This window comes from Mycolicibacter virginiensis, assembly GCF_022374935.2.
GTDB classification, from domain to species: domain Bacteria; phylum Actinomycetota; class Actinomycetes; order Mycobacteriales; family Mycobacteriaceae; genus Mycobacterium; species Mycobacterium virginiense.
Map to the genome: position 1 here is coordinate 188,167 of NZ_CP092430.2, position 20,308 is coordinate 208,474.

A 20,308-nucleotide genomic window follows, 5' to 3' on the forward strand; every position below is an offset into this window, starting at 1 on the left:
GTGTTTCTCGTATGAATACTTCGCCTGAACGCACTGGCTATATCCCGCCGCGAGCAACCAGTTGTGCCGCAATCACATTGCGTTGTATCTCATTAGTGCCCTCGCCGACGATCATCAGCGGTGCGTCCCGGAAGTAGCGTTCCACGTCGTATTCGGTCGAGTAGCCGTAGCCGCCGTGGATGCGTACCGCGTTCAGCGCGATCTCCATCGCAACTTCCGACGCGAACAACTTGGCCATGCCTGCCTCCATGTCGCAGCGCTGCCCACTGTCGTAGCGTTCTGCGGCGTACCTGGTGAGCTGGCGGGCGGCCGTCAACTTGGTCGCCATGTCGGCCAGATAATTACCCACGCTTTGGTGCTTCCAGATCGGCTGGCCGAAACTCTCCCGTTGTTGGGCGTAGGCGAGTGCATCTTCGAGTGCGGCGGTCGCCACGCCCAGGGCCCGTGCCGCCACCTGGATGCGGCCGGTCTCCAGTCCCTTCATCATCTGGGCGAAGCCGTTGCCGGGCGTGCCTCCGAGCACCGCGGACGCCGGCACCTGGCAGTCGTCGAAGCTCAGCTCGCAGCTCTCCACACCCTTGTAGCCCAACTTCGGCAGGTCGCGTGAGATCGTCAGCCCGGCGCTGGGATTCTCCACCAGCAGCACCGAGATACCGCTGTGCCGCGGCGTGGCCTTCGGATCGGTTTTGGCCAGCAGCGCAATCAACCCGGAGTAGCGGGCATTGGAGATCCAGGTCTTGGACCCGTTGATCACCAGCGTCTCCGGGTCGGCCGACGCTACTGCGGACGTCGTCAGGTTCTGCAGGTCGCTGCCGCCGCCGGGTTCGGTCAGGGCCATGGTGGCGCGCAGCGCCCCGGTGGCCATCGCCGGCAGGTATCGCTGCTTCTGCTCGTCGGTACCGAACAGGGTCAGCAATTTGGCCACCACGGTGTGGCCGCCCATCGCCCCGGCCAGGCTCATCCAGCCGCGGGCCAATTCCTGTGTGACCAGTACGTAGCACGGCATCGACACCGGGGTCCCGCCGTACTCCTCGGGAACGGCCAGGCCGTAGATGCCGAGGTGCTTCATCTGTTCGATCCACGCCTCCGGGTAGGCGTTGGCGTGCTCGACATCGCGCACCGTCGGCTTGACCTCCCGGTCGATGAACTGACGCACGGTTTCGACCAGGATCGACTCTTCGTGGTTCATCGGATCACCGTATGTCAGGATTTTCTCGTGACCAGCGGCCCCTACTTCGACGAGCTCCAGGTCGGTCAGGTGTTCGACGAGGCTCCGGCGATGACCCTGACGGCCGGTGCGGCCGCGCTGCATCAGGCGATCCTCGGAGACCGGCTACGGCTGCCGCTCGATGCCGAACTGTCCCGGGCGGTAACCGGGGCGACGACGCCGCTGGCCCATCCCGGGCTGGTCTGCGACGTCGCGATCGGTCAATCCACCGTGGTCACCCGGCGCGTCAAGGCCAACCTCTTCTACCGGGGCCTGGCCTTTTTCCGGTATCCAGTGATCGGCGATACCATTTTCACCCGTACGGAAGTCGTTGGACTGAAACAGAATTCAGTTAAGCCCGGGCGTGAGCCCACCGGTCTGGTAGCGCTGCGGATCACCACCATCGACCAGGTGGACCGGCTGGTGCTCGACTTCTACCGCTGCGCGATGCTGCCGCTGAGTCCCGGTGCCTCAGACATCGAGGCTGCTGGCCACAGCGATGACCTCTCTGCTATCGGTACCGGCCTCGCGGTGCCGCCGGACGTGACCGCTGAGTGGGACGCTGCGGAGTTTCGGCAACGGGTGCCGGGACCGCACTTCGACCCCGGACTTGCGGGTACGGTCCTGACCAGCACCGGAGACGTGGTCTCCTCCGCCCCGGAGCTGGCTCGATTGACCCTCAACATCGCTGCCACCCACCACGATTCGCGAGTGGCCGGGAAGCGGCTGGTCTACGGCGGGCACACCATCGGCCTGGCGCTGGCGCAGGCCTCTCGGCTGCTGCCGAACCTGGTCACGGTGCTGGGCTGGCAGTCCTGCGATCACACCGCGCCGGTCTATGAAGGCGACACTCTCTACAGCGAACTGCACATCGAATCCGCCCGCGACAACGTGTTGGAGTTGCGGTCGCTGGTCTACGCCGCCGGTACCGCCGGTGAGTCGGATCGCCAGGTGCTGGACTGGCGGTTCACCGCCTTGCAGTTCTGAGGATCAATTCCATTTGCGTTTGCGAGACTGCGCGCTAGTGCGGCAGGTCGCGGAATGGGGCGTCGCGGTAGGGGTCGGGCTCCTTGGGCAGGCCCAGCACCCGCTCGCCGATGATGTTGCGCTGAATCTGGTCCGTGCCGCCGCCGATCGAGGTGAAGTAGGCGTTGAGCGCCCGGAAGGTCACCGCGTCGCCGACCGGATTGTCCGGACCAGTGAGCATCGACTCGACGCCGACGATCTCGGTCTGGACCCGGGCAGTCTCGTGCAGGATGCGCGACATGGCTATCTTGCCCAGTGCCAGCAGGGTGGCCGCCTCGGCGCGATCGGCACTGGTTTTGGCGCGCTGATTGTTCCAGCGGTTCACCGTGGTCAGCGCCTGTATGCGGGCGATCTCCTGGCGAATGTGGGAGTCGGGAAGACGCCCGGCGTCGCGGGCCAAATCGACTAGGCCGCTGGACTTCTCCTTGCGGCGTGCGGTTCGCGCCACGTCACCCATCAGCCGACGCTCGTAGCCCAGCGCGACCTGCAGCACCGACCATCCTTCGCCCGGCTCGCCGATCCGGTTGGCATCGGGAACGCGGGCGTTGGTCAGAAACACCTCATTGAACTCTGATTCGCCGGTGATCTGGTGGATCGGCCGGACCTCTACGCCGGGCTGGCGCATCGGCAGCATGAAAAAGGTGATCCCGTTGTGCTTGGGCACATCCGGGTTGGTGCGTGCCACCAGCATGCCGTAGTCGGCGGTGGTCGCGAACGACGTCCAGACCTTCTGCCCGTTGACGATCCAGTCGTCACCGTCGCGCTCGGCGCGGGTGCGCAGGCCGGCCAGATCCGATCCCGCTCCGGGTTCGCTGTAGAGCAGGCACGACTTGGTCTCGCCGCGCAACGCCGGTGGCAGCAGCCGGTGCTTCTGTTCGTGCGAGCCGCGGTCGTGGATCGTGCAGGCGAAAAGGTCGGCCCGGTCGTGGCCGGTTCCTGGAGCGCCGACAGCGGCGAATTCGGCTGCCACCACGCGGGATTGACGGTCAGTCAGGCCGCGGCCGTAGCAGTCCGGCTCCCAGCTCGGAGCGGTCCAGCCGGCGGCGAGAATCGCCGCGGCGAAGGTGGCTCGGTCGGTACCGGGTGACCAGTTGGCGGCCAGCCAGTCGCGGACTTCCGCGCGTAGTGCATCGTCGTTGCGGTCGGGCAGCGTCATCTCACGCTCCGATCTCTTGCAGGTAGCGCTCTCGGTGCCAGGATGGGCTGCCGAACAGGTGGGCGTCGCTGCGTGCCCGGCGCAGATACCGGTGAGCGGGATGTTCCCAGGTGAACCCGATTCCACCGTGCACCTGAATGTTGGTGGCGCCTACAAAGACAAAGGCATCCGAGCAATACGCCTGGGCCAGTGCGAGATCTGCGATCCAGTCGGCAGAACCGTCCGCGCCGGCGGCAGCCACATGGCGAGCGGCCGTCACCGCCGACTCGGCCTCCAACAACATGTCGGCGCACAGGTGCTTGACGGCCTGAAAACTGCCGATAGCCCGGCCGAACTGGAAGCGGGTCTTGGCGTAGTCGCGCGCCATCTCCATGGCGAACCGGGCGGCACCCGCCTGCTCACCGAGCAGTGCCACCGCCGAACGGTCCAGCGCGGCGGTCAAGGTGGTGACACCGGCTCCGGCCGGGCCGACTGCCGTCGCCGGAGCGTCCGCCAACCGGACCAGACTCAGCCGTCGGGAGGGATCGACGGTGGTCAGCGGTTCCACCGTCACGCCCGGTCCGGCCGGATCGACAGCGAAGATTCCGGGGCCGTCCTCGGCGTCCGCCAGAACGTAGAGCAGGTCCGCGGTGTCCGCGTCGAGCACAAACCGCTTCTCGCCGCAGACCAGTCCGTCGCGGGCCGTGGTAGCCGGTGTCGCGGGTGGACGGGTCGAATCGCCCTCGGCGAAGGCGACCGCGACCCGGGTGCGTCCGGCAGCGATACCCGGCAGGACCGCTTCGCGTTGCGCCGGGTCATCCACTGCCATAAGAAGATTGACCGCAAGCACCGCCGTCGACAGGTACGGGCCGGAGAACAGGACCCGACCCAGCTCTTCGGCGACTACGCCCACCTCGACCAATCCGGCACTGGCGCCCCCGTACTGCTCGGGCACTAGTAGGCCGAGTAGGCCCATCGCCGCCAACTCTGACCAGACATCGTCGTCGGGCGAGCGTTTGGTCATCAATTCCGCGACCGCGCCGCGCAGGGCCCGCAGTTCTTCGGGGCTGGAGCCGGCCACCGTCACGCCGTCCGGCCGAAGGCGTTGCGCAGGCTCTCGCATTGGGAGTCGAAGAACGCCCGCGAGACAGCGACTTTGGGCATCAGCAGGTCGAACCCGTGGAATGCCCCGGGAACGGTCTCGACCTCGCAGGGCACACCGGCTTGACGCAGTCGCTGCGCGTAGGCCAGATCCTCGTCGTGGAACAGATCCAAGGTGCCCACCCCGATCCAGGCCGGTGCCAGCCCGCTCAGGTCGGCACGCCGTGCAGGCACCGCCACCTGCGGATCCGCGTCGCCCAGATAGGCGGTCCAGCCGAACAAGTTGCTCCGCGGATTCCACAGTCGATAGCTCCGATTGGCCGGCAGCGCCGCGCTACGGTCATCCAGCATCGGGTACACCAGCAGCTGCAGCACGGGGGAGATCGCGCCGCGGTCGGCGGCCAACTGCGCCAGGGCGGCGGCCAGCCCGCCACCGGCACTGGCGCCGCCGATCGCGATCCGGGCCGAATCGACCCCGGGCAGCTCGGCGAGCCGGGTCAGCGCCGCCCAGCAGTCTTCCAGTGCGGCGGGATAGGGGTTCTGCGGCGCCAGCCGGTAGTCCACCGACGCGACCGTAGCGCCCAATTCCACGCTGAACCTGCGACAGAGGCGGTCATCCTGGGCGGCCGTGCCGATGACATAGCCGCCACCGTGGATCCAGAGCAATGCCGGTGCCGGGTCGGCGACGCGATTCGGCGGCCGAAAGATCCGAACGCTTGCCCCCGAGGGCAGGCCCAAGACCTCGACGTCGCCGGGGATGTGCCGGCCCTGGATCCCGGTGAGTGTCTGCAGCACCGGCAGTGTTCGACGCCCGATGCCGCCACGCGGCAGGAATCGGGCAGTTCTGCGCAGATCTGGATGGAACCCGCTGCTTACCATCGGCTCAGTATTACCGGCGCCGGATCGGCGGCGCCGTCAACCCACCCGATTGCGACCGCCTCCGAACCCAAACGCGGTACCCTGCGCCAATGACGGGACGATCGCAGACCCCGGAGACCGGGCTCGACCTGGCCGGCCGGCTGCGTTGGCTGATGCGAGCTCGGCCGAGCGACTACCTACTGGCGCTCAGTGTCGCCTCAGCATCCTTGCCGGTGGTCGGGAAGCACTTGGAACCCCTGGGCGGGATGACCGCGATGGGGGTATGGGGCACCCGCCACATGCCGGAGTTCTTCTCACATGCCGCCAAATCCTGGCTGGCCCCGGGGGCCGCGGCCACCCGCAAGCAGGAACGTGAGCAGACCCCTGCGGTCAGCGATGCCGCGCTGCGCGGGGTGGTCTCGGCCGCCGACCTCGACATCGACTGGCCCGAACCGGAGCAGGCTCCGCCGGTGGTGAAGGCGTTGCAGCATCGCCGGCACATCTATCGCTCCGGCGTGCAGTACGGCAGCGATCCTGCGCAGGTGCTCGACGTGTGGCGGTCCAGCGAGCTGCCGGAGGGTCCGGCGCCGGTGCTGATCTACGTTCCCGGCGGCGCCTGGGTGCACGGCAGCCGGCTCTTGCAGGGTTATGCGCTGCTGTCCCACTTGGCCGAGCAGGGCTGGGTGTGCCTGTCGATCGACTACCGGGTCGCGCCGCACAACCGGTGGCCGAGCCACATCGTCGACGTCAAGACCGCGATCGCCTGGGCGCACGCCAATGTCGACAAATTCGGCGGTGACCGCAATTTCGTTGCCGTGGCAGGAGCCTCGGCCGGTGGGCATCTGGCCGCCCTGGCGGGGCTGACCGGCAGCGCGGTCCGCGACGCCGAGTTCGCCGACCAACTGCCGGCCGGTGGGGACACCTCCGTGGACGCCGTGGTGGGTATCTACGGCCGCTACGACTGGGAGGATCGCTCCACCCCCGAACGGGACGCGTTCGTCGACTTCTTGGAGCGGGTGGTGGTCGGCCGGTCGATGCGGCGCCACCGCGACATCTACCGGCAGGCCTCCCCGATCGCGCGGGTGCATCCGGACGCGCCGCCGTTCCTGGTGGTGCACGGCAGCGCCGACACCGTCATCCCAGTCCAGCAAGCCCGTAGCTTCGCCGACCGATTGCGGGCGGTATCACGTTCCAAGGTCGGGTACCTGGAGCTGCCCGGAGCCGGGCACGGTTTCGACATGACGGATGGGGCCCGCACCGGGGCGGTGAGCACGGCAATCGGTTTGTTTCTCAACCAGATTCACCGCGACCGCGCCACGGTCGGGAGCAAACAGATCATCTGAACCCGCCCGCCACGGTATGGTCCCTGCATGGCGAGGGGTGTGGGGTGAAGCGGCTCACCGGGTGGGATGCGGTTCTGCTGTACAGCGAGACGGCGAACGTGCACATGCACACCCTCAAGATCGCGGTGATCGAGTTGGACGCCGATCGGCACGGGTTCGACGTCGAGGCCTTTCGGCGGGTGATCCACGGTCGGCTCTACAAGTTGGATCCGTTCCGGTACCAGCTGGTGGACATTCCCGGCAAGTTTCACCACCCGATGTGGCGGGAGAACTGCGAAGTCGACCTGGCGTATCACATCCGGCCGTGGTCGCTGCCCGCTCCGGGCGGGCGCCGTGAACTCGATGAGGCCATCGGCGAGATCGGCAGCACCCCACTGGACCGTAGCCGGCCGCTGTGGGAGATGTACTTCATCGACGGCCTGGCGAACAACCGGATCGCGGTGGTCGGCAAGATCCACCACGCCCTGGCCGACGGGATCGCGTCGGCGAATCTGATGGCCCGCGGTATGGATCTGGTGGCCGGCGGGCCAAACGAGCGCGACTCGTATGAAACCGATCCCGCCCCTACCGGCGGGCAGTTGGTGCGGTCGGCATTCCGCGATCATTTCCGGCAGATGGGCAAGATCCCGGCGACCATCGGCTATACCGCAGCCGGCATCGGTCGGGTCCGGCGCAGCACCCGCAAACTCTCTGCCGATCTGACCCGCCCGTTCACCCCGCCGCCGAGCTTCATCAATCACGTGCTCACGCCCGAACGCCGCTTCGCCACCGCGACGCTGGCGCTCGCCGATATCAAGGCGACCAGCAAGCAGTTGGGGATCACCATCAACGACCTGGTGCTGGCCATCTCGGCCGGGGCATTGCGCACGCTGCTGCTGCGCTACGACGGGAAGGCGGATCACCCGCTATTGGCGTCGGTGCCGATGAGCTTCGACTTCTCTGCCGACCGGATCTCCGGCAATCGGTTCTCTGGAGTGCTGGTGGCCTTGCCGGTCGACGTGGCCGACGTGCGGGATCGGATCGCGAAGGCCCGGGAGGCGGCTGATCTGGCCAAGGAAGCCCACCACCTGGTCGGGCCGGAGCTGGTCAGCCGGTGGTCGGCGTACCTGCCGCCGGCGCCCGCGGAGTCGTTGTTCCGGTGGCTGTCCGGCAAGGACGGTCAGAACAAGGTTCTCAACCTCAACATCTCCAATGTTCCCGGTCCGCGAGAGCGCGGTAGGGTCGGCGGCGCGCTGGTCACCGAGATCTACTCGGTGGGGCCGTTGACCGCCGGCAGTGGCCTGAACATCACGGTGTGGAGCTACGTGGACCAGCTCAACATCTCGGTGCTGACTGACGGTGCCACCGTTAAAGATCCGCATGAGGTGACCAACGCTCTGGTCGACGAGTTCGTCGAAATCCGCCGTGCTGCTGGGCTTTCCGAGAAGCTGACGACCGTCGAGACCGCGATGGCGCCCGCTTAGGCCTCAGTCGGACGCCGCCAGCGCCTGCAATTCTCGCCGCAGCACCTTGCCGGTGTTGTTGCGTGGCAGCGCATCCATGATGATGATGTCGCGCGGCACCTTGTAGCCGGCCAGATTCTCGCGGACGTGCTGTTTGAGTTCGTCGGGTGACGCCGAAGCCCCGGGCGCCAACACCACGAAGGCCACCAGCCGTTGCCCGTAGTCGGCGTCGTCGACACCGATCACCGCGGCCTCGGCGACGGCGCCATGGGTGATCAGCGCCTTCTCCGTCTCGATCGGGTAGACGTTCTCGCCCCCGGAGACGATCATCTCGTCATCCCGGCCGACCACGAAAAGCCTTCCAGTGTCGTCGAAGTAGCCCAAGTCGCCGGACGCCATGAAACCGTCGTGGAACATCTTGGAGTCGCCGCCGGTATAGCCGTCGAACTGCGAGGAGTTGCGGACGAAGATCTGCCCGGTCACCCCGACCGGAACCTCGACGAAATCCGCATCCAGGATCCGGATCTCGCTCCCTGGGGCCGGGCGGCCGGCCGTGTCGGGCGAGTAGCGCAGGTCCTGCGGTGTCGCCAGCGCGATCATGCCGGCTTCGGTCGCGTTGTAGTTGTTGTAGACCACGTCACCAAAGCTGTCCATGAACGCCGTCACCACATCGGGATGCATCCGTGATCCCGATGCTGTCGCGAATCGCAGTGACTTACAAGGATATTGGTCTCGAATATCATCCGGCAGCGCCATGATCCGGTCGAACATCACCGGTACGACGCACAGTCCAGCCGCGTGGTTGGACTCGATGAGTTCCAGGGTGGCTTCGGGGTCGAACTTCCGCCGGGTGGCGATCGTGCAGGCCATGGTGAGCGCCAGTGCCAGCTGCGAGAATCCCCAGGCGTGGAACATCGGCGCGGCGATCACCACGGTTTCCTCGGTGTGCCAGGGGATCCGGTCGAAAATCGCTTGCAGGTCGGCGATCCCGCCTCCGCCGCGCCCGGAGCGGCGTGCCCCCTTGGGGGTGCCGGTGGTTCCGGAGGTGAGCATCACCAGCTTGCCGCTGCGCGATGCTTTGGCCGGTCGACGTCCGGCGTTGGCGTCGATCAACTCGTCTGCCGTCAGGCCGGGGACCTTACTGTCGGTCCAACTGACTACCCGCGTGCACCCCGAGTCGACCGGAACGGCCAGATCCACTGCGGCGGTGAACTCTTCGTCGTAGAAGATCAGGTCGACGCCTTCACGGGCGACGACTTCGGCCAGCGCCGGCCCGGCGAAGCTGGTGTTGAGCAGCAGCACGTCGGCGCCGATCCGGTTGGCGGCCGCCAGCGCCTCGATGAAGCCGCGATGGTTACGGCACATCAGAGCGATCGCCCGAGGCGTCCGCCCGGGCAGCCGTTGCAGGCCGGCGGCCAGCGCGTTACACCGCCGGTCGAGCTCGGCGTAGGTACATGTGCCGCGCTCGTCGATGATCGCCGCGCGGTCGCCACACCGCTGGGCCGCCATAGCGATCCCGGTAGTGGTGGTGCCGCCCTCTGCGGCGGCCGCGGCGGCAATCCGAAAGTATTTGTCCGGGCGCATCGGCGCCAACAGCCCGGCCCGGCTGAAGGTCACCAGCATCGAGCCGACCCGGTTGAGCGAGTCGAAGAGGCCCATCCCGCTCAGCCCAGGATCGGCAGACGGCGTTCGCTGGCGAGCTTGTCCAGCGCCTTTTGCATGACAGCACGCACGTGTGCGTCGACGAGGTCGATATCCGGGTCCTCGCCGAACTCCGCGACGATGTCGATCGGCTCGCACACCTGCATGACGATCTTGGTGGGCAGCGGCAGGTTGACCGGCAACACCGCGGACAGGCCGAACGGGAAGCCGAACGAGATCGGCAGAATCTTGACCCGCATCAGCTTGTCCAGACGCAGCGCCTTGGCCAGCCCGGTACCGCGGGACAGGTAGAACTGGCTTTCCTGGCCGCCGATCCCGACCGTCGGCACGATCGGTACGCCGGCGTTGATCGCGGCGCGGATGTAGCCCTTGCGGCCGCCGAAGTCGATCTTGTTCTCTTCCAACGTCGGCCGGTAGACGTCGTAGTCGCCGCCGGGGAAGACCACCACCACGCCGCCGGAGCGCAGCGCCTCGTCGGCGTTGGCATGGTTGGCCGGGATGAACCCGGTCTTACGGAAGAAGTCCGCGGTGAAGCCGGTGAAGATCAGGTCGTGGCTGAGCGTGTAGACCGGGCGCTCGTAGCCGAACGTGTCGTAGAAACCGGTGGCGAACACCGGGACGTCCATCGCGAACAGCCCGCCCGAGTGGTTCGACACCACCAGTGCGCCGCCGTTCGGGAATGACTCAAAGCCCCGCACCTCGGCCCGGTGATAGCCCTTGATGAACGGCCGCAACAGGCCCATGACCCGTTCGGTCAGACCGGGATCCCATTTCGTGATGGGCCGGGGAACGTCGTCCGACCAGTCATTGTCCGGCGTGTCCACCACGGCCCCCTCAATTGAAACGTGTTCTAGTTTTACCCATATTACCGGCTCAAACCCGCTAGTGGATACCATCAGCAAACTGTTCTTGGTGGCCCGAGGGGAGCTCCGCATCGACCTGCAGGCGTACTTCGACCGCATCGGCTATCGCGGTGGCACCGAGCCGACGCATGAGACGCTCACCTCCCTGGTGTCCGCACACGTCCGGCGCATTCCGTTCGAGAATCTCGACCCCTTGATGGGTGTACCGGTGATCGACCTCAGCCCGGCGGCACTGAGCGCCAAGCTGGTAGCGCGACGCCGCGGCGGCTACTGCTACGAGCACAACAACCTGATGTGCGAGGTGCTGTCCGGACTCGGCTTCGGGGCCGAGCGGCTGGCCGCGCGGGTGGTGTGGATGGCCCCGGAAGGGCTGGAAGGCCCGCCGAGCCCTCAGACTCACCAGGCCTTGGCGGTGACTATCCCGGGCTCGGACCAGCTCTATCTCGTCGACGTGGGATTCGGTGGGCAGACCCCGACCGCACCGATCCCGATGGTCCCCGACGAAGTTCAGCAGACGTCGCATGAGCCGTTCCGGCTGCGCCGGCACGGCAATGACGCGGACGAGTTGGTGGTGGAGACGCTGATCGGTGAGCGCTGGCGGCCGCTGTACATCTTGGGCCTGCGGCCACGGCCGCTGATCGACATGCAGGTGGGTAGTTGGTATGTGTCCACCTTCCCCGAGTCGAATTTTGTCGTCGGCCTCAGCGCGTCCTTGGTGACCGACGATGCCCGCTGGAACCTGCGTGGTCGCAACCTCGCCATCCACGCCGGCGGTGGCACCGAGCGGATTCGGTTCGACGACGCCGCCCAGGTGTGCGCGGCCCTGACCGACCGATTCGGTATCGACCTGGCCGGTTTGGGCGATGTCGAAGCCAAAGTGGCTTCGGTACTGGACACCTGATGGTCAAGATCACGTTGGCGGGCGCCGTGGCGGCCGCGGGACTGGCCCTCGCCGGCATCGCGTCGGCCGGGCCGATGCCGGGCATTGAGTTGCTGGACGACAACAGCAGCTGTACAGCGGGTTTTCTCACCCAGGACGATGCCGGCGGCTACTACCTGCTGACCAGCGGTCACTGCGACTCACACGACGGATCGCAGTGGACCGATATCTTCGAGACGCCGCTCGGCATCATCACGGCCAGCGAGGACAACGGCGAGGACCGTGACGCCGCGATCATCCGGCTCGACCCCGACGCCGGCCGACCCAACCCCAAGATCGCCGGCCGTTATCCGGTGGCCGGTGTGCTGTCGGCCGATCAGATTCACGTCGGGATGACGATCTGCAAGGTCGGCGCTCAGACAGGTGAGACCTGCGGTCCGGTGACCGCCGTCAACGGCAACCTCGCGGAAACCCGCGTGTACAGCACCATCGGTGACAGCGGCAGTCCCGGCTTCGTGGTCAACCCGGACGGCAGCGTCAGCGCGGTCGGGATTCTGCAGGGCGGACCGGTGGACGACGACTCCAGCACCGACTTCGTCTTGGTGGAGCCGATCCTGCGCCAGTGGGGATTGCACGTGGTGCGTTAGAACGTTGCGATTCCCGCGACCAGCGCATCGCCAAGGTGCATGCTGGAATGATGGGTCACTTCAAGAGCAACGTGCGCGACCTGGAATTCAATCTGTTCGAACTGCTGGGGCTGGAGCAGTGCCTAGCCGACGGCGAGTTCGGAGATCTCGACGGCGACACCGTGCGCCAGATGCTGGCCGAAGCCGCCCGGCTGGCCGAGGGGCCGGTGGCCGAGTCCTTTGCCGCCAGCGACCGCCATCCACCGGTGTTCGACCCGGCCACTCACCACGTCACCCTGCCCGAACCCTTCAAGGAATCGTTGCGGGCCTGGAAAGAGGGTGAGTGGTTCCGGATCGGCCTGTGTGAAGAGGTCGGCGGGGTGCCGGCGCCGTCGATGGTGTCGTGGGCGATCAACGAACTGGCACTCGGCGCCAACCCCGCGGTGTTCATCTTCATGGCCGGTCCGATTTTCGCCAACATCCTCTACGGCCTGGGCAACGAGCAGCAGCGGCACTGGGCTTCCATGGCGATCGAGCGGAACTGGGCCGCCACTATGGTGCTCACCGAACCCGACGCCGGCTCCGACGTCGGAGCGGGCCGCACCAAGGCCATCGAGCAGCCCGACGGCACGTGGCACATCGACGGCGTCAAGCGATTCATCACCAACGGCGACACCGACGACCTGTTCGAGAACATCATGCACATGACCCTGGCCCGTCCCGAGGGCGCCGGGCCGGGAACCAAGGGGCTCAGCCTGTTTCTGGTGCCCAAGTTCCTGCCGGACCCCGAGACCGGGGAGCCCGGGGAGCGCAACGGAGTGTTCGTCACCGGGCTGGAACACAAGATGGGACTGAAGGTTTCGACCACCTGCGAACTGACCTTCGGTCAGCACGGCATTCCGGCGAAAGGGTGGCTGGTCGGCGACAGCCGCAACGGCATAGCCCAAATGTTCCGGGTCATCGAGTATGCGCGAATGATGGTGGGAACCAAGGCGATTGCCACGCTGTCCACCGGCTACCTCAACGCGCTGGAATACGCCAAGACCCGTATTCAGGGAGCCGACCTGACCCAGATGACCGACAAGACCGCGCCGCGGGTGTCGATCATCCATCACCCGGATGTGCGGCGCGCCCTGATGATGCAGAAGGTCTATGCCGAGGGTATGCGGGCGCTCTACCTCTACACCGCGGCCCACCAGAACCCGCAAGTCGCCATGCGGGTTTCGGGCGCCGACGCCGAGATGGCCGAACGGGTCAACGACCTGCTGCTTCCGATCGTCAAGGGCGTCGGTTCGGAACGGGCCTACCAGTACCTGACCGATTCACTGCAGACATTCGGCGGCTCGGGTTTCCTGCAGGACTACCCGATCGAGCAGTACATCCGTGACGCCAAGATCGATTCGCTGTATGAGGGCACCACCGCGATTCAGGCGCAGGACTTCTTCTTTCGCAAGATCGCCCGCGACCGCGGTGTGGCGTTGACCCATCTGGTGGCCCAGATAGACGCATTGCTCGACGACGCCGACAGCCATAAGGAACTGGCCGATTCACGCAAGTTACTGGCCGCCGCACTCGACGACGTACGGGCGATGGTGGCCGCCATGACTGGATACATGTTCGGCTCACAGCAGGAGGCCCGGGAGCTCTATCGGGTGGGCTTGGGCTCGGTGCGATTCCTGCTGGCCGTCGGTGATCTGGTGATCGGCTGGCTGCTGATGCGTCAGGCCGAGATCGCGCTGACTGCGCTGGATCAGGGGGCGTCCGGCGACGATCAGCACTTTTACCGCGGAAAGGTGGCGGCGGCAAAGTTCTTCGCGGCCAACGTGTTACCCCGGCTTGGTGCGGATCGGCGCATGGTGGAGAGCGAGGACCTCGCGTTGATGGATCTCTCCGAGGACGCGTTTTAGTCAAAGCGTCACGCAGTGGACACCCACACTCGGAAGTACCGGCTACCCGATCGCGGCTATGCCATCGTTCGGTGGGCACATGAGCTGGACAAGGGGCGCGGCGCCGTCGTGGTGGAACCCGACATCGAGGGCATCCGCCGTCCTGGTGGTGCACTGACTTTCGTCGATGCGGCACCGTTCAAAAATGCGCCGGACGGGCCGCTGTCGGTGTTGCGCGAACTGCTCGATCTGGAAGCCCTGGAGCTGCGCGCCTGGAGCAGGCGCGGGTTCGCCAGGTTGCACAAGCGCGCCGCGGCCAAACAGGCCGAGCGGATCTGCCGGGAGCAGGGCAGTGAAGCCGCCGTCGACTGGGTGCTGGCCAATGCCACCACCGATGAGGTGGATCTCGATGAGCTGCGGGACCGGCTCGGTGCGCGGCTGTACACCGCCGGCGGGCGCGACGAAGACTTCTACCGCGCCCAGGTAGGGCGCTGCATTGAGTGCCGCCGACGGCGCCAGCACAACGGCTGAGCCGCGACTCAGCTGCGCCGCTGCCGAACCTTGTAGGTCGACGGCCACGACACCCGGGTGTCGTCGCCCAGCAGTGGGGTTCCCTTGGTGCCGACGGTGACGTTGTAGGCCTGTTCGCCGGGGCCTACTTCACGGTTGGCGTGTTCGGTGGCCAGGTAGTACAGCTGGTCGATCTCCAAGTCGACGAACGCGACAAAGCTGGTTTTACGGACCGCGTCGCCGAAGCCGGCGGTCATGCGATCCGCCATAGCGCGCGATGCGATCACCGCCGCGGCCAGGACCCCGAACGGAATGACCCAGCAGCACAGGTAGCTCAGCGGCGTGCCGGCGTCGGGCAGCAGGATCGCGGGGATAACCGCCGAGACCGATGTTGCCGTCACCGCGCCCAGCCAGATCCACGTCACCCGATTCACGACGGGGCCGAACAGATCGGATTGCGCCACCGCCGCCGGCAGATCCGCCTTCACCACGGCTTCCACCACGGATCTGCCCAGCGCCGCGCTGGCGAGCAGCGTCGCAAGCAGCCCGGCGAAACTCAACGCCAGCACCCAGCGTTGGGCCCCGGCGAACACCGCCGGCAGCACCGCCAGCACCGCGAACGTCGCAACGGCCCCGATACTCACGGGCCGTGCCGACGAGTCGCGGCTGGTGACCACGACGGTGAACGCGACAGCCAGCGCCACCACCGCCGCGATCACCGCCGGCGTATTTCCCACCAGCACCCAATACACCGCCCAGGGTGCAAACCACACCAGCACGCCCACGCACGGCAGTATAGGGGCTTACCGTTGCGGCAACGGCAGCGTTCAGCCCTCCAGGGTGTAGCCCATCGGCATCAGCACACTCTTCTGCTGGGTGAAGTGCTCCACGCCCTCTTTGCCGTTCTCCCGGCCGATGCCGGAGTTCTTGTAGCCGCCGAACGGACAGCACGGGTCGAAGGCGTACCAGTTGATTCCGTAAGTCCCGGTGCGGATCTTGCTGGCGATCTCGATCCCGCGCGGGACATCGGAGGTCCACACGCTGCCGGCCAACCCGTACACCGAGTCATTGGCGATCGCGATCGCGTCGTCCTCGGTGTCGTAGGCGATGATCGACAGCACCGGTCCGAAGATCTCCTCCTGGGCGATCGTCATCGAGTTGTCCACGTCGGCGAACACCGTCGGCTCCACGAAGAAGCCGCCGTCCAGTCCCTCCGGGCGGCCGCCGCCGCAGACCAGCCGAGCACCCTCCTCGATGCCCTTGGCGATGTAACCCTCGACCCGCTCGCGCTGCTTCTCACTGATCAGCGAACCGATCTGGGCGCCCGGGTCATCCGGCAGGCCGACCGGCAGCGCGGTGACGAAGTTCTTGACGGCCTCCACGACTTCCTCGTAGCGCGAGCGCGGCGCCAGGATGCGGGTCTGGGCCACACAGGCCTGGCCGGTGTTCATGATCCCGGAGAACACCAGCATGGGGATCGCCGATGCCAGGTCGACGTCCTCGAGCACGATGGACGCCGACTTGCCGCCGAGCTCCAGCGTGCACGGCTTGAGCAGGTCCGCGGCGCGCTTGCCGATCTCCTTGCCGACGGCCGAGCTGCCGGTGAAGGAGAAGATGTCCACGCCCGGGTTGGAAGTCAGCGCCTGACCGGTCTCGGCGCCGCCCGGCACCACCGATAGCACGCCTTCCGGCAGGCCCGCGTCTGCGAACGCCTGCGCCAGCAGGTTCGCGCTGAACGGCGTCTCGGCGGCAGGCTTGAGCACCACCGTGCAGCCGGCCAACAGAGCCGGCCCCAGCTTGTTGACCGCCAGGAACAGCGGCACGTTCCATGCCACGATCGCGCCGACCACGCCGATCGGTTCGCGGCGCACGATGGTCTGGCCGTAGGCGCCGGTGCGGATCTCTTCCCAGCTGACCTCGTCGACGGCGGGGCCGGCGAAGAAGTTCAGGGAGCCCAGCGAGCTCATCCAGTGCATGGTCTCGACGCTGAGCGGGGGCTGGCCGGTCTCGGCGCCCAGCAGCGCGGTGAACTGGTCCTTGCGCTCTTCCATCAGCTTGATCGCGGCGGCGATGACCGCGGCCCGCTCGGCCGGCGGGGTCGACGGCCACGGGCCGGAGTCGAACGCGGTGCGGGCGGCGGCGACCGCGGCGTCCACATCGCCCTTGGCTGCCAGCGGCACCTTGCCGACATACTTGCCGGTGGCCGGGCTGTGAACTTCGATCACCCGATCGGTGGACGGGGCGGTCCACTTGCCGCCGATGAAGAGGGTGTCGTATTCGGTGATGCTGGAGTCGGTCATGGGCGTCACCCTACCTAGCCGACCGGCGGATTAGAACACGTTGCAGTCAATCCGTTAGTCCGGCTGCAGCACCAGCACCAGATTGCTCACGCCGAACTCACGAATGCCTGGCACTTTCGTCATCGACCACGCCCATCGCGGGTGATAGCGGGGGAAAGCCGCGGCCAGGGCGCCGGTGTGGCGGGCCCAGTCCAGCCCGTCGGCGGCCGACACCGCGAACAATGACGAGCCGTAGTTGTTCTTCGGTGGGTGGCCGTGCCGGCGGGTGTAGCGCCGGGCGGCTCGCTGCCCGCCCAGATAGTGCGTCAGGCCCATCTCGTGGCCGCCGAACGGACCCAGCCACACCGTGTAGGACAGCACCGCCAGCCCGCCGGGCCGGGTGACCCGCAGCATCTCGTTGCCGAGCTGCCAGGGGCGCGGCACGTGCTCGGCGACGTTGGACGACAGGCAGATATCCACGCTGGCGTCGGCGAACGGCAGGGCCATCCCCGACGCCCGTACGAACGTTCCCGCTTCGCCCGTGGGCTGCGGGCCTGCCGCGTGCATTTCCCCTGGGTCGGGTTCGACACCGATGTAACGCAGTCCGGCGCTGGCGAACGCGGTCGCGAAGTAGCCCGGCCCGCCGCCGACGTCGAGCACGGTCTTGCCGGCCGGATCGTCGCCGCACACTCCCCGCCACAGCTCACTGACCATGGCGGCGGTGTCGTCCGCCAGCGCACCGTAGAAGCGGGCCGGCGCGCTCTGCTCGTAGCGGAACGCCGACAGCAGGCGCACCGAGCGGGCCAGGGTCGCGCGTCGCGCGAACAGGTCGGTGGCAGCCACCGAGCCAGCCTAGAACTCCGCCCAACGTGAAGGTGGCCGCACGCCGGGGCCCGAACGGGCAGCCAGCTTCACACTCGGTGGGGCTGCGAACGGGCCGACTACCCTGGTCGGGGTGTCCGCCGTCCGCTCCGTCCTGCTGCTGTGTTGGCGTGACACTGGGCACCCGCAGGGTGGTGGCAGCGAGACCTACCTGCAGCGCATCGGTGCCGAGCTGGCCGCCGCCGGCGTGGCGGTCACGCTGCGCACCGCCCGCTACCCAGGCGCGCCCAAAAACGAGGTCGTCGACGGCGTGCGCATCAGCCGGCGCGGCGGGCCCTACACCGTGTATCTCTGGGCGCTGGGAGTGATGGCGGCGGCGCGCATCGGCCTTGGACCGCTGCGCGGGGTGCGACCCGACGCGGTGATCGACACCCAGAACGGGCTGCCGTTCCTGGCCCGGCTGATCTACGGGCGCCGCGTCGCGATGCTGGTGCACCACTGCCACCGCGAGCAATGGCCGGTGGCTGGGCCGGTGCTAAGCCGGATCGGCTGGATGGTGGAGTCGAGGCTGTCGCCCTGGCTGAACCGGCGCAATCAATACCTGACCGTGTCGCTGCCCTCGGTGCGCGACCTGATCGAGCTGGGAGTGGGTCCCGAGCGCATCGCGGTGGTGCGCAACGGCCTCGACGAGGCGCCGCCGGCGACGCTGACGCAACCGCGCTCGCCGACGCCGCGGGTGGTGGTGCTGTCCCGTCTGGTGCCACATAAGCAGATCGAGGACGCGCTGGACGCGATCGCGGCGCTGCGTGCCGAAGTAGCGGGCCTGCACCTCGATGTCATCGGCGGGGGTTGGTGGAGCGATCGGCTGGCGGAGCACGCCGCGGAACTCGGGATCACCGACGCGGTCACCTTCCACGGCCACGTCGACGAGCTCACCAAACACGAACTGGTGCAACAGGCCTGGGTTCACGTATTGCCGTCGCGCAAGGAAGGGTGGGGCCTGGCCGTCATCGAGGCGGGTCAGCACGGTGTGCCCACCGTCGGCTACCGAGCCTCCGGTGGGCTGTCCGATTCGATCGTCGACGGGGTCACCGGGTTGTTGGTCGACGACCGCGACGAGCTGGTCGAGCAACTGCGGCGACTGCTGGCGGACGCTGTGTTGCGCGAGCAGCTCGGCGCCAAGGCACAGGACCGCAGCGCCGAATTCTCCTGGAGGCAAAGCGCCGAAGGCTTGCATACGGTGCTGGCGGCCGTCCGGCAACGTCGCTACATCAGCGGCGTGGTGTGAGGCGATAGCTCGCTAAGCAGTACGCGGCCAGGGTTGGAGCTGCTCGATTTGAGCGGCGAGACCTAGCAGGGTCCGCTCCGACCCGGGTTTTCCTACCAACTGCACGCCGACCGGCAGGCCCCGGCGGTCGAGTCCGGCGGGCACATTCATCGCGGGCCAACCGATGATGTTCCACGGTGCGGCGAAGGGGGCGTAGCGAGCGTTGCTGACCAGCGAGGCCAGCCAGCCCCGCTGCGCCCAACGTCGTGATCTGATCGGCGGTTGAGCCAGTGTCGGCGTGACCAGGACGTCGGTGTCGGCGAAGAATTCCAACGCGCGCTGCCGCCACACTTCGCGTCCCCTGGGGTTCGCCAGACCCCGCTTCACGACGGCGTCTCCGATCCGCACATGGATGCGGTTGCGGCGCTCCAATAAGGAGGCGTTCGCCGAGACGTGTGCATCGGCTGCAGCTCCCGCCGTCCACAACGCCAGTGCGGTCGTGTTCATCAGCGTGGCCGGGTAGCGCGGGGTCGCCGACCGAATGAGGTGGCCGCCGCGAAGAAGATCGGCAGTCCGATGGACCGCCTCAGCCCAGCCTCGTGCCACCGGCGTCGCGAGGCTGGGAGCCGAAGTCGACACGGCGATCCGCAGCGTGGGCGGATCGATCAGTGCCGCGGCATCGGGATCGGCTGCCAGGACCGAGAACATCAGCGCGGCATCTGCGACCGTGGTCGTAAGCGGTCCGTTCTCCGACATCCCTCCCCAGGACGCGTGCGCCTCGCCGACCGGCACCACACCGTGACCAGGCTTGAGGCCGACCAATCCGCAGCATGCAGCCGGGATCCGAATCGAACCCATGCCGTCGTTCCCGTGGGCCACGGGTACCGCTCCCGATGCGACCGCAGCCGCGGACCCCCCGGACGAGCCTCCGGGCGTCCGTTCCGGATTCCAGGGATTGCGGGTGACGCCGAAGGCCGAATCGGTTGCTCCCCAGATGCAGAGCTCGGGAACGCGCGTCAGCCCGACGATCACCGCGCCGGCAGCGCGAAGGCGACGAACGACCTCGTGATCGGTTGTTTGAGGTGCCGCGCTGGTGGCCAGCGAGCCGTCCCGCATTGGTTCCCCGGCGACGGCGATGTTGTCCTTAATGGCAATCGGAACGCCCGCCAAAGGAAGCGAATCGCGATCGTCGCGGGCGTCGATCGCGTCCGCCTCGGCCAGCGCAGCATCGCTGCGGATCACCTGCCACGCGTTGAAGGCCGGCTGGGTTTGCTCGATCCGGTGCAGCGCTTGCTGGGTGGCGGCTCGGGCCGTCAGTGATCCGCTTTGAACTGCGGCCGCAATCTCGGTCGCGGTGAAGTCCACGCCGAGACCCTATCGCCTAGCGCTCCTCAGTCGGCG

Annotated in this window: 18 protein-coding genes; 8 read left to right on the plus strand and 10 right to left on the minus strand. The window is 67.2% G+C overall.

What is annotated here, in order from left to right:
- Positions 1-37: 37 nt before the first annotated feature.
- On the minus strand, positions 38-1,189 hold the full coding sequence (locus tag MJO54_RS00930) for an acyl-CoA dehydrogenase family protein (protein WP_046285879.1): 1,152 nt from the start codon (positions 1,187-1,189) through the stop codon (positions 38-40).
- 27 nt (positions 1,190-1,216) lie between these two features.
- On the opposite strand from MJO54_RS00930, the gene MJO54_RS00935 reads away from it, so the two are divergent.
- Complete coding sequence (locus MJO54_RS00935) at positions 1,217-2,194, plus strand: MaoC family dehydratase (protein ID WP_192830629.1); 978 nt, start codon at positions 1,217-1,219, stop codon at positions 2,192-2,194.
- Positions 2,195-2,228: 34 nt separating this feature from the next.
- On the opposite strand, the gene MJO54_RS00940 is transcribed toward MJO54_RS00935, so the two are convergent.
- Genes MJO54_RS00940 through MJO54_RS00950 form a run of 3 tightly spaced genes read right to left on the minus strand, consistent with a single transcriptional unit; the run spans position 2,229 to position 5,348 of the window.
- Positions 2,229-3,389 carry an acyl-CoA dehydrogenase family protein gene (locus tag MJO54_RS00940; protein WP_046285874.1) on the minus strand — a complete coding sequence of 387 codons (1,161 nt, stop codon included), beginning with the start codon at positions 3,387-3,389 and terminating at the stop codon, positions 2,229-2,231.
- Position 3,390: 1 nt separating this feature from the next.
- Positions 3,391-4,449, minus strand: a complete 1,059-nt coding sequence (locus MJO54_RS00945; RefSeq protein WP_105295299.1) for an acyl-CoA dehydrogenase family protein — start codon at positions 4,447-4,449, stop codon at positions 3,391-3,393.
- A gap of 2 nt (positions 4,450-4,451) precedes the next feature.
- Positions 4,452-5,348, minus strand: a complete 897-nt coding sequence (locus tag MJO54_RS00950; RefSeq protein ID WP_046285872.1) for an alpha/beta hydrolase — start codon at positions 5,346-5,348, stop codon at positions 4,452-4,454.
- Positions 5,349-5,437: 89 nt separating this feature from the next.
- Here MJO54_RS00950 and MJO54_RS00955 point away from each other — a divergent pair, with 89 nt between their 5' ends.
- Together MJO54_RS00955 and MJO54_RS00960 are read left to right on the plus strand one after the other, a co-directional pair.
- The gene (locus MJO54_RS00955) at positions 5,438-6,670 is read left to right on the plus strand and encodes an alpha/beta hydrolase (RefSeq protein WP_046285871.1); all 1,233 of its coding nucleotides are present in this window, start codon (positions 5,438-5,440) and stop codon (positions 6,668-6,670) included.
- Positions 6,671-6,714: 44 nt separating this feature from the next.
- Positions 6,715-8,133: a WS/DGAT/MGAT family O-acyltransferase gene (locus MJO54_RS00960; RefSeq protein WP_046285870.1), complete on the plus strand. Its 1,419-nt coding sequence runs from the start codon at positions 6,715-6,717 to the stop codon at positions 8,131-8,133.
- A gap of 3 nt (positions 8,134-8,136) precedes the next feature.
- On the opposite strand, the gene fadD12 is transcribed toward MJO54_RS00960, so the two are convergent.
- Both fadD12 and MJO54_RS00970 read right to left on the minus strand, forming a co-directional pair.
- The gene (gene fadD12, locus MJO54_RS00965) at positions 8,137-9,771 is read right to left on the minus strand and encodes an acyl-CoA ligase FadD12 (protein WP_046285869.1); all 1,635 of its coding nucleotides are present in this window, start codon (positions 9,769-9,771) and stop codon (positions 8,137-8,139) included.
- A 5-nt stretch (positions 9,772-9,776) separates the two neighbouring features.
- The gene (locus MJO54_RS00970) at positions 9,777-10,517 is read right to left on the minus strand and encodes a 1-acyl-sn-glycerol-3-phosphate acyltransferase (RefSeq protein WP_233428814.1); all 741 of its coding nucleotides are present in this window, start codon (positions 10,515-10,517) and stop codon (positions 9,777-9,779) included.
- Between the two features lie 142 nt (positions 10,518-10,659).
- On the opposite strand from MJO54_RS00970, the gene MJO54_RS00975 reads away from it, so the two are divergent.
- The 4 genes from MJO54_RS00975 to MJO54_RS00990 are packed head-to-tail and all read left to right on the plus strand — an operon-like array spanning position 10,660 to position 14,560.
- A complete protein-coding gene (locus MJO54_RS00975; RefSeq protein WP_234821564.1) occupies positions 10,660-11,538 on the plus strand; it encodes an arylamine N-acetyltransferase family protein in 879 nt (292 codons plus the stop codon).
- Positions 11,538-12,164, plus strand: a complete 627-nt coding sequence (locus MJO54_RS00980) for a S1 family peptidase (protein WP_046285868.1) — start codon at positions 11,538-11,540, stop codon at positions 12,162-12,164. The genes MJO54_RS00975 and MJO54_RS00980 overlap by 1 nt, the downstream gene beginning before the upstream one ends.
- 50 nt (positions 12,165-12,214) lie before the next feature.
- On the plus strand, positions 12,215-14,050 hold the full coding sequence (locus tag MJO54_RS00985) for an acyl-CoA dehydrogenase (RefSeq protein WP_046285876.1): 1,836 nt from the start codon (positions 12,215-12,217) through the stop codon (positions 14,048-14,050).
- A gap of 15 nt (positions 14,051-14,065) precedes the next feature.
- Positions 14,066-14,560: a hypothetical protein gene (locus MJO54_RS00990; protein WP_046285867.1), complete on the plus strand. Its 495-nt coding sequence runs from the start codon at positions 14,066-14,068 to the stop codon at positions 14,558-14,560.
- A gap of 8 nt (positions 14,561-14,568) precedes the next feature.
- On the opposite strand, the gene MJO54_RS00995 is transcribed toward MJO54_RS00990, so the two are convergent.
- The 3 genes from MJO54_RS00995 to MJO54_RS01005 are packed head-to-tail and all read right to left on the minus strand — an operon-like array spanning position 14,569 to position 17,661.
- A complete protein-coding gene (locus MJO54_RS00995; RefSeq protein WP_046285866.1) occupies positions 14,569-15,324 on the minus strand; it encodes a hypothetical protein in 756 nt (251 codons plus the stop codon).
- A gap of 42 nt (positions 15,325-15,366) precedes the next feature.
- On the minus strand, positions 15,367-16,839 hold the full coding sequence (locus MJO54_RS01000) for an aldehyde dehydrogenase (protein ID WP_064888520.1): 1,473 nt from the start codon (positions 16,837-16,839) through the stop codon (positions 15,367-15,369).
- A 54-nt stretch (positions 16,840-16,893) separates the two neighbouring features.
- On the minus strand, positions 16,894-17,661 hold the full coding sequence (locus tag MJO54_RS01005) for a class I SAM-dependent methyltransferase (protein WP_046286797.1): 768 nt from the start codon (positions 17,659-17,661) through the stop codon (positions 16,894-16,896).
- A 112-nt stretch (positions 17,662-17,773) separates the two neighbouring features.
- On the opposite strand from MJO54_RS01005, the gene MJO54_RS01010 reads away from it, so the two are divergent.
- Positions 17,774-18,928, plus strand: coding sequence for a glycosyltransferase family 4 protein (locus tag MJO54_RS01010; RefSeq protein WP_046286796.1), 1,155 nt, complete (start codon positions 17,774-17,776; stop codon positions 18,926-18,928).
- Between the two features lie 12 nt (positions 18,929-18,940).
- On the opposite strand, the gene MJO54_RS01015 is transcribed toward MJO54_RS01010, so the two are convergent.
- A complete protein-coding gene (locus MJO54_RS01015) occupies positions 18,941-20,272 on the minus strand; it encodes an amidase (protein ID WP_046286795.1) in 1,332 nt (443 codons plus the stop codon).
- Positions 20,273-20,308 lie beyond the last annotated feature (36 nt).

Bases quoted from the DNA above. Each gene is read 5' to 3' on its own strand.
- MJO54_RS00970 (WP_233428814.1), bottom strand. From the start codon at position 10,517: ATGGGCCTGTTGCGGCCGTTCATCAAGGGCTATCACCGGGCCGAGGTG.
- fadD12 (WP_046285869.1), bottom strand. From the start codon at position 9,771: ATGGGCCTCTTCGACTCGCTCAACCGGGTCGGCTCGATGCTGGTGACC.
- MJO54_RS00940 (WP_046285874.1), bottom strand. From the start codon at position 3,389: ATGACGCTGCCCGACCGCAACGACGATGCACTACGCGCGGAAGTCCGC.
- MJO54_RS01000 (WP_064888520.1), bottom strand. From the start codon at position 16,839: ATGACCGACTCCAGCATCACCGAATACGACACCCTCTTCATCGGCGGC.
- MJO54_RS00980 (WP_046285868.1), top strand. From the start codon at position 11,538: ATGGTCAAGATCACGTTGGCGGGCGCCGTGGCGGCCGCGGGACTGGCC.
- MJO54_RS00930 (WP_046285879.1), bottom strand. From the start codon at position 1,189: ATGAACCACGAAGAGTCGATCCTGGTCGAAACCGTGCGTCAGTTCATC.
- MJO54_RS00950 (WP_046285872.1), bottom strand. From the start codon at position 5,348: ATGGTAAGCAGCGGGTTCCATCCAGATCTGCGCAGAACTGCCCGATTC.
- MJO54_RS00985 (WP_046285876.1), top strand. From the start codon at position 12,215: ATGGGTCACTTCAAGAGCAACGTGCGCGACCTGGAATTCAATCTGTTC.
- MJO54_RS00955 (WP_046285871.1), top strand. From the start codon at position 5,438: ATGACGGGACGATCGCAGACCCCGGAGACCGGGCTCGACCTGGCCGGC.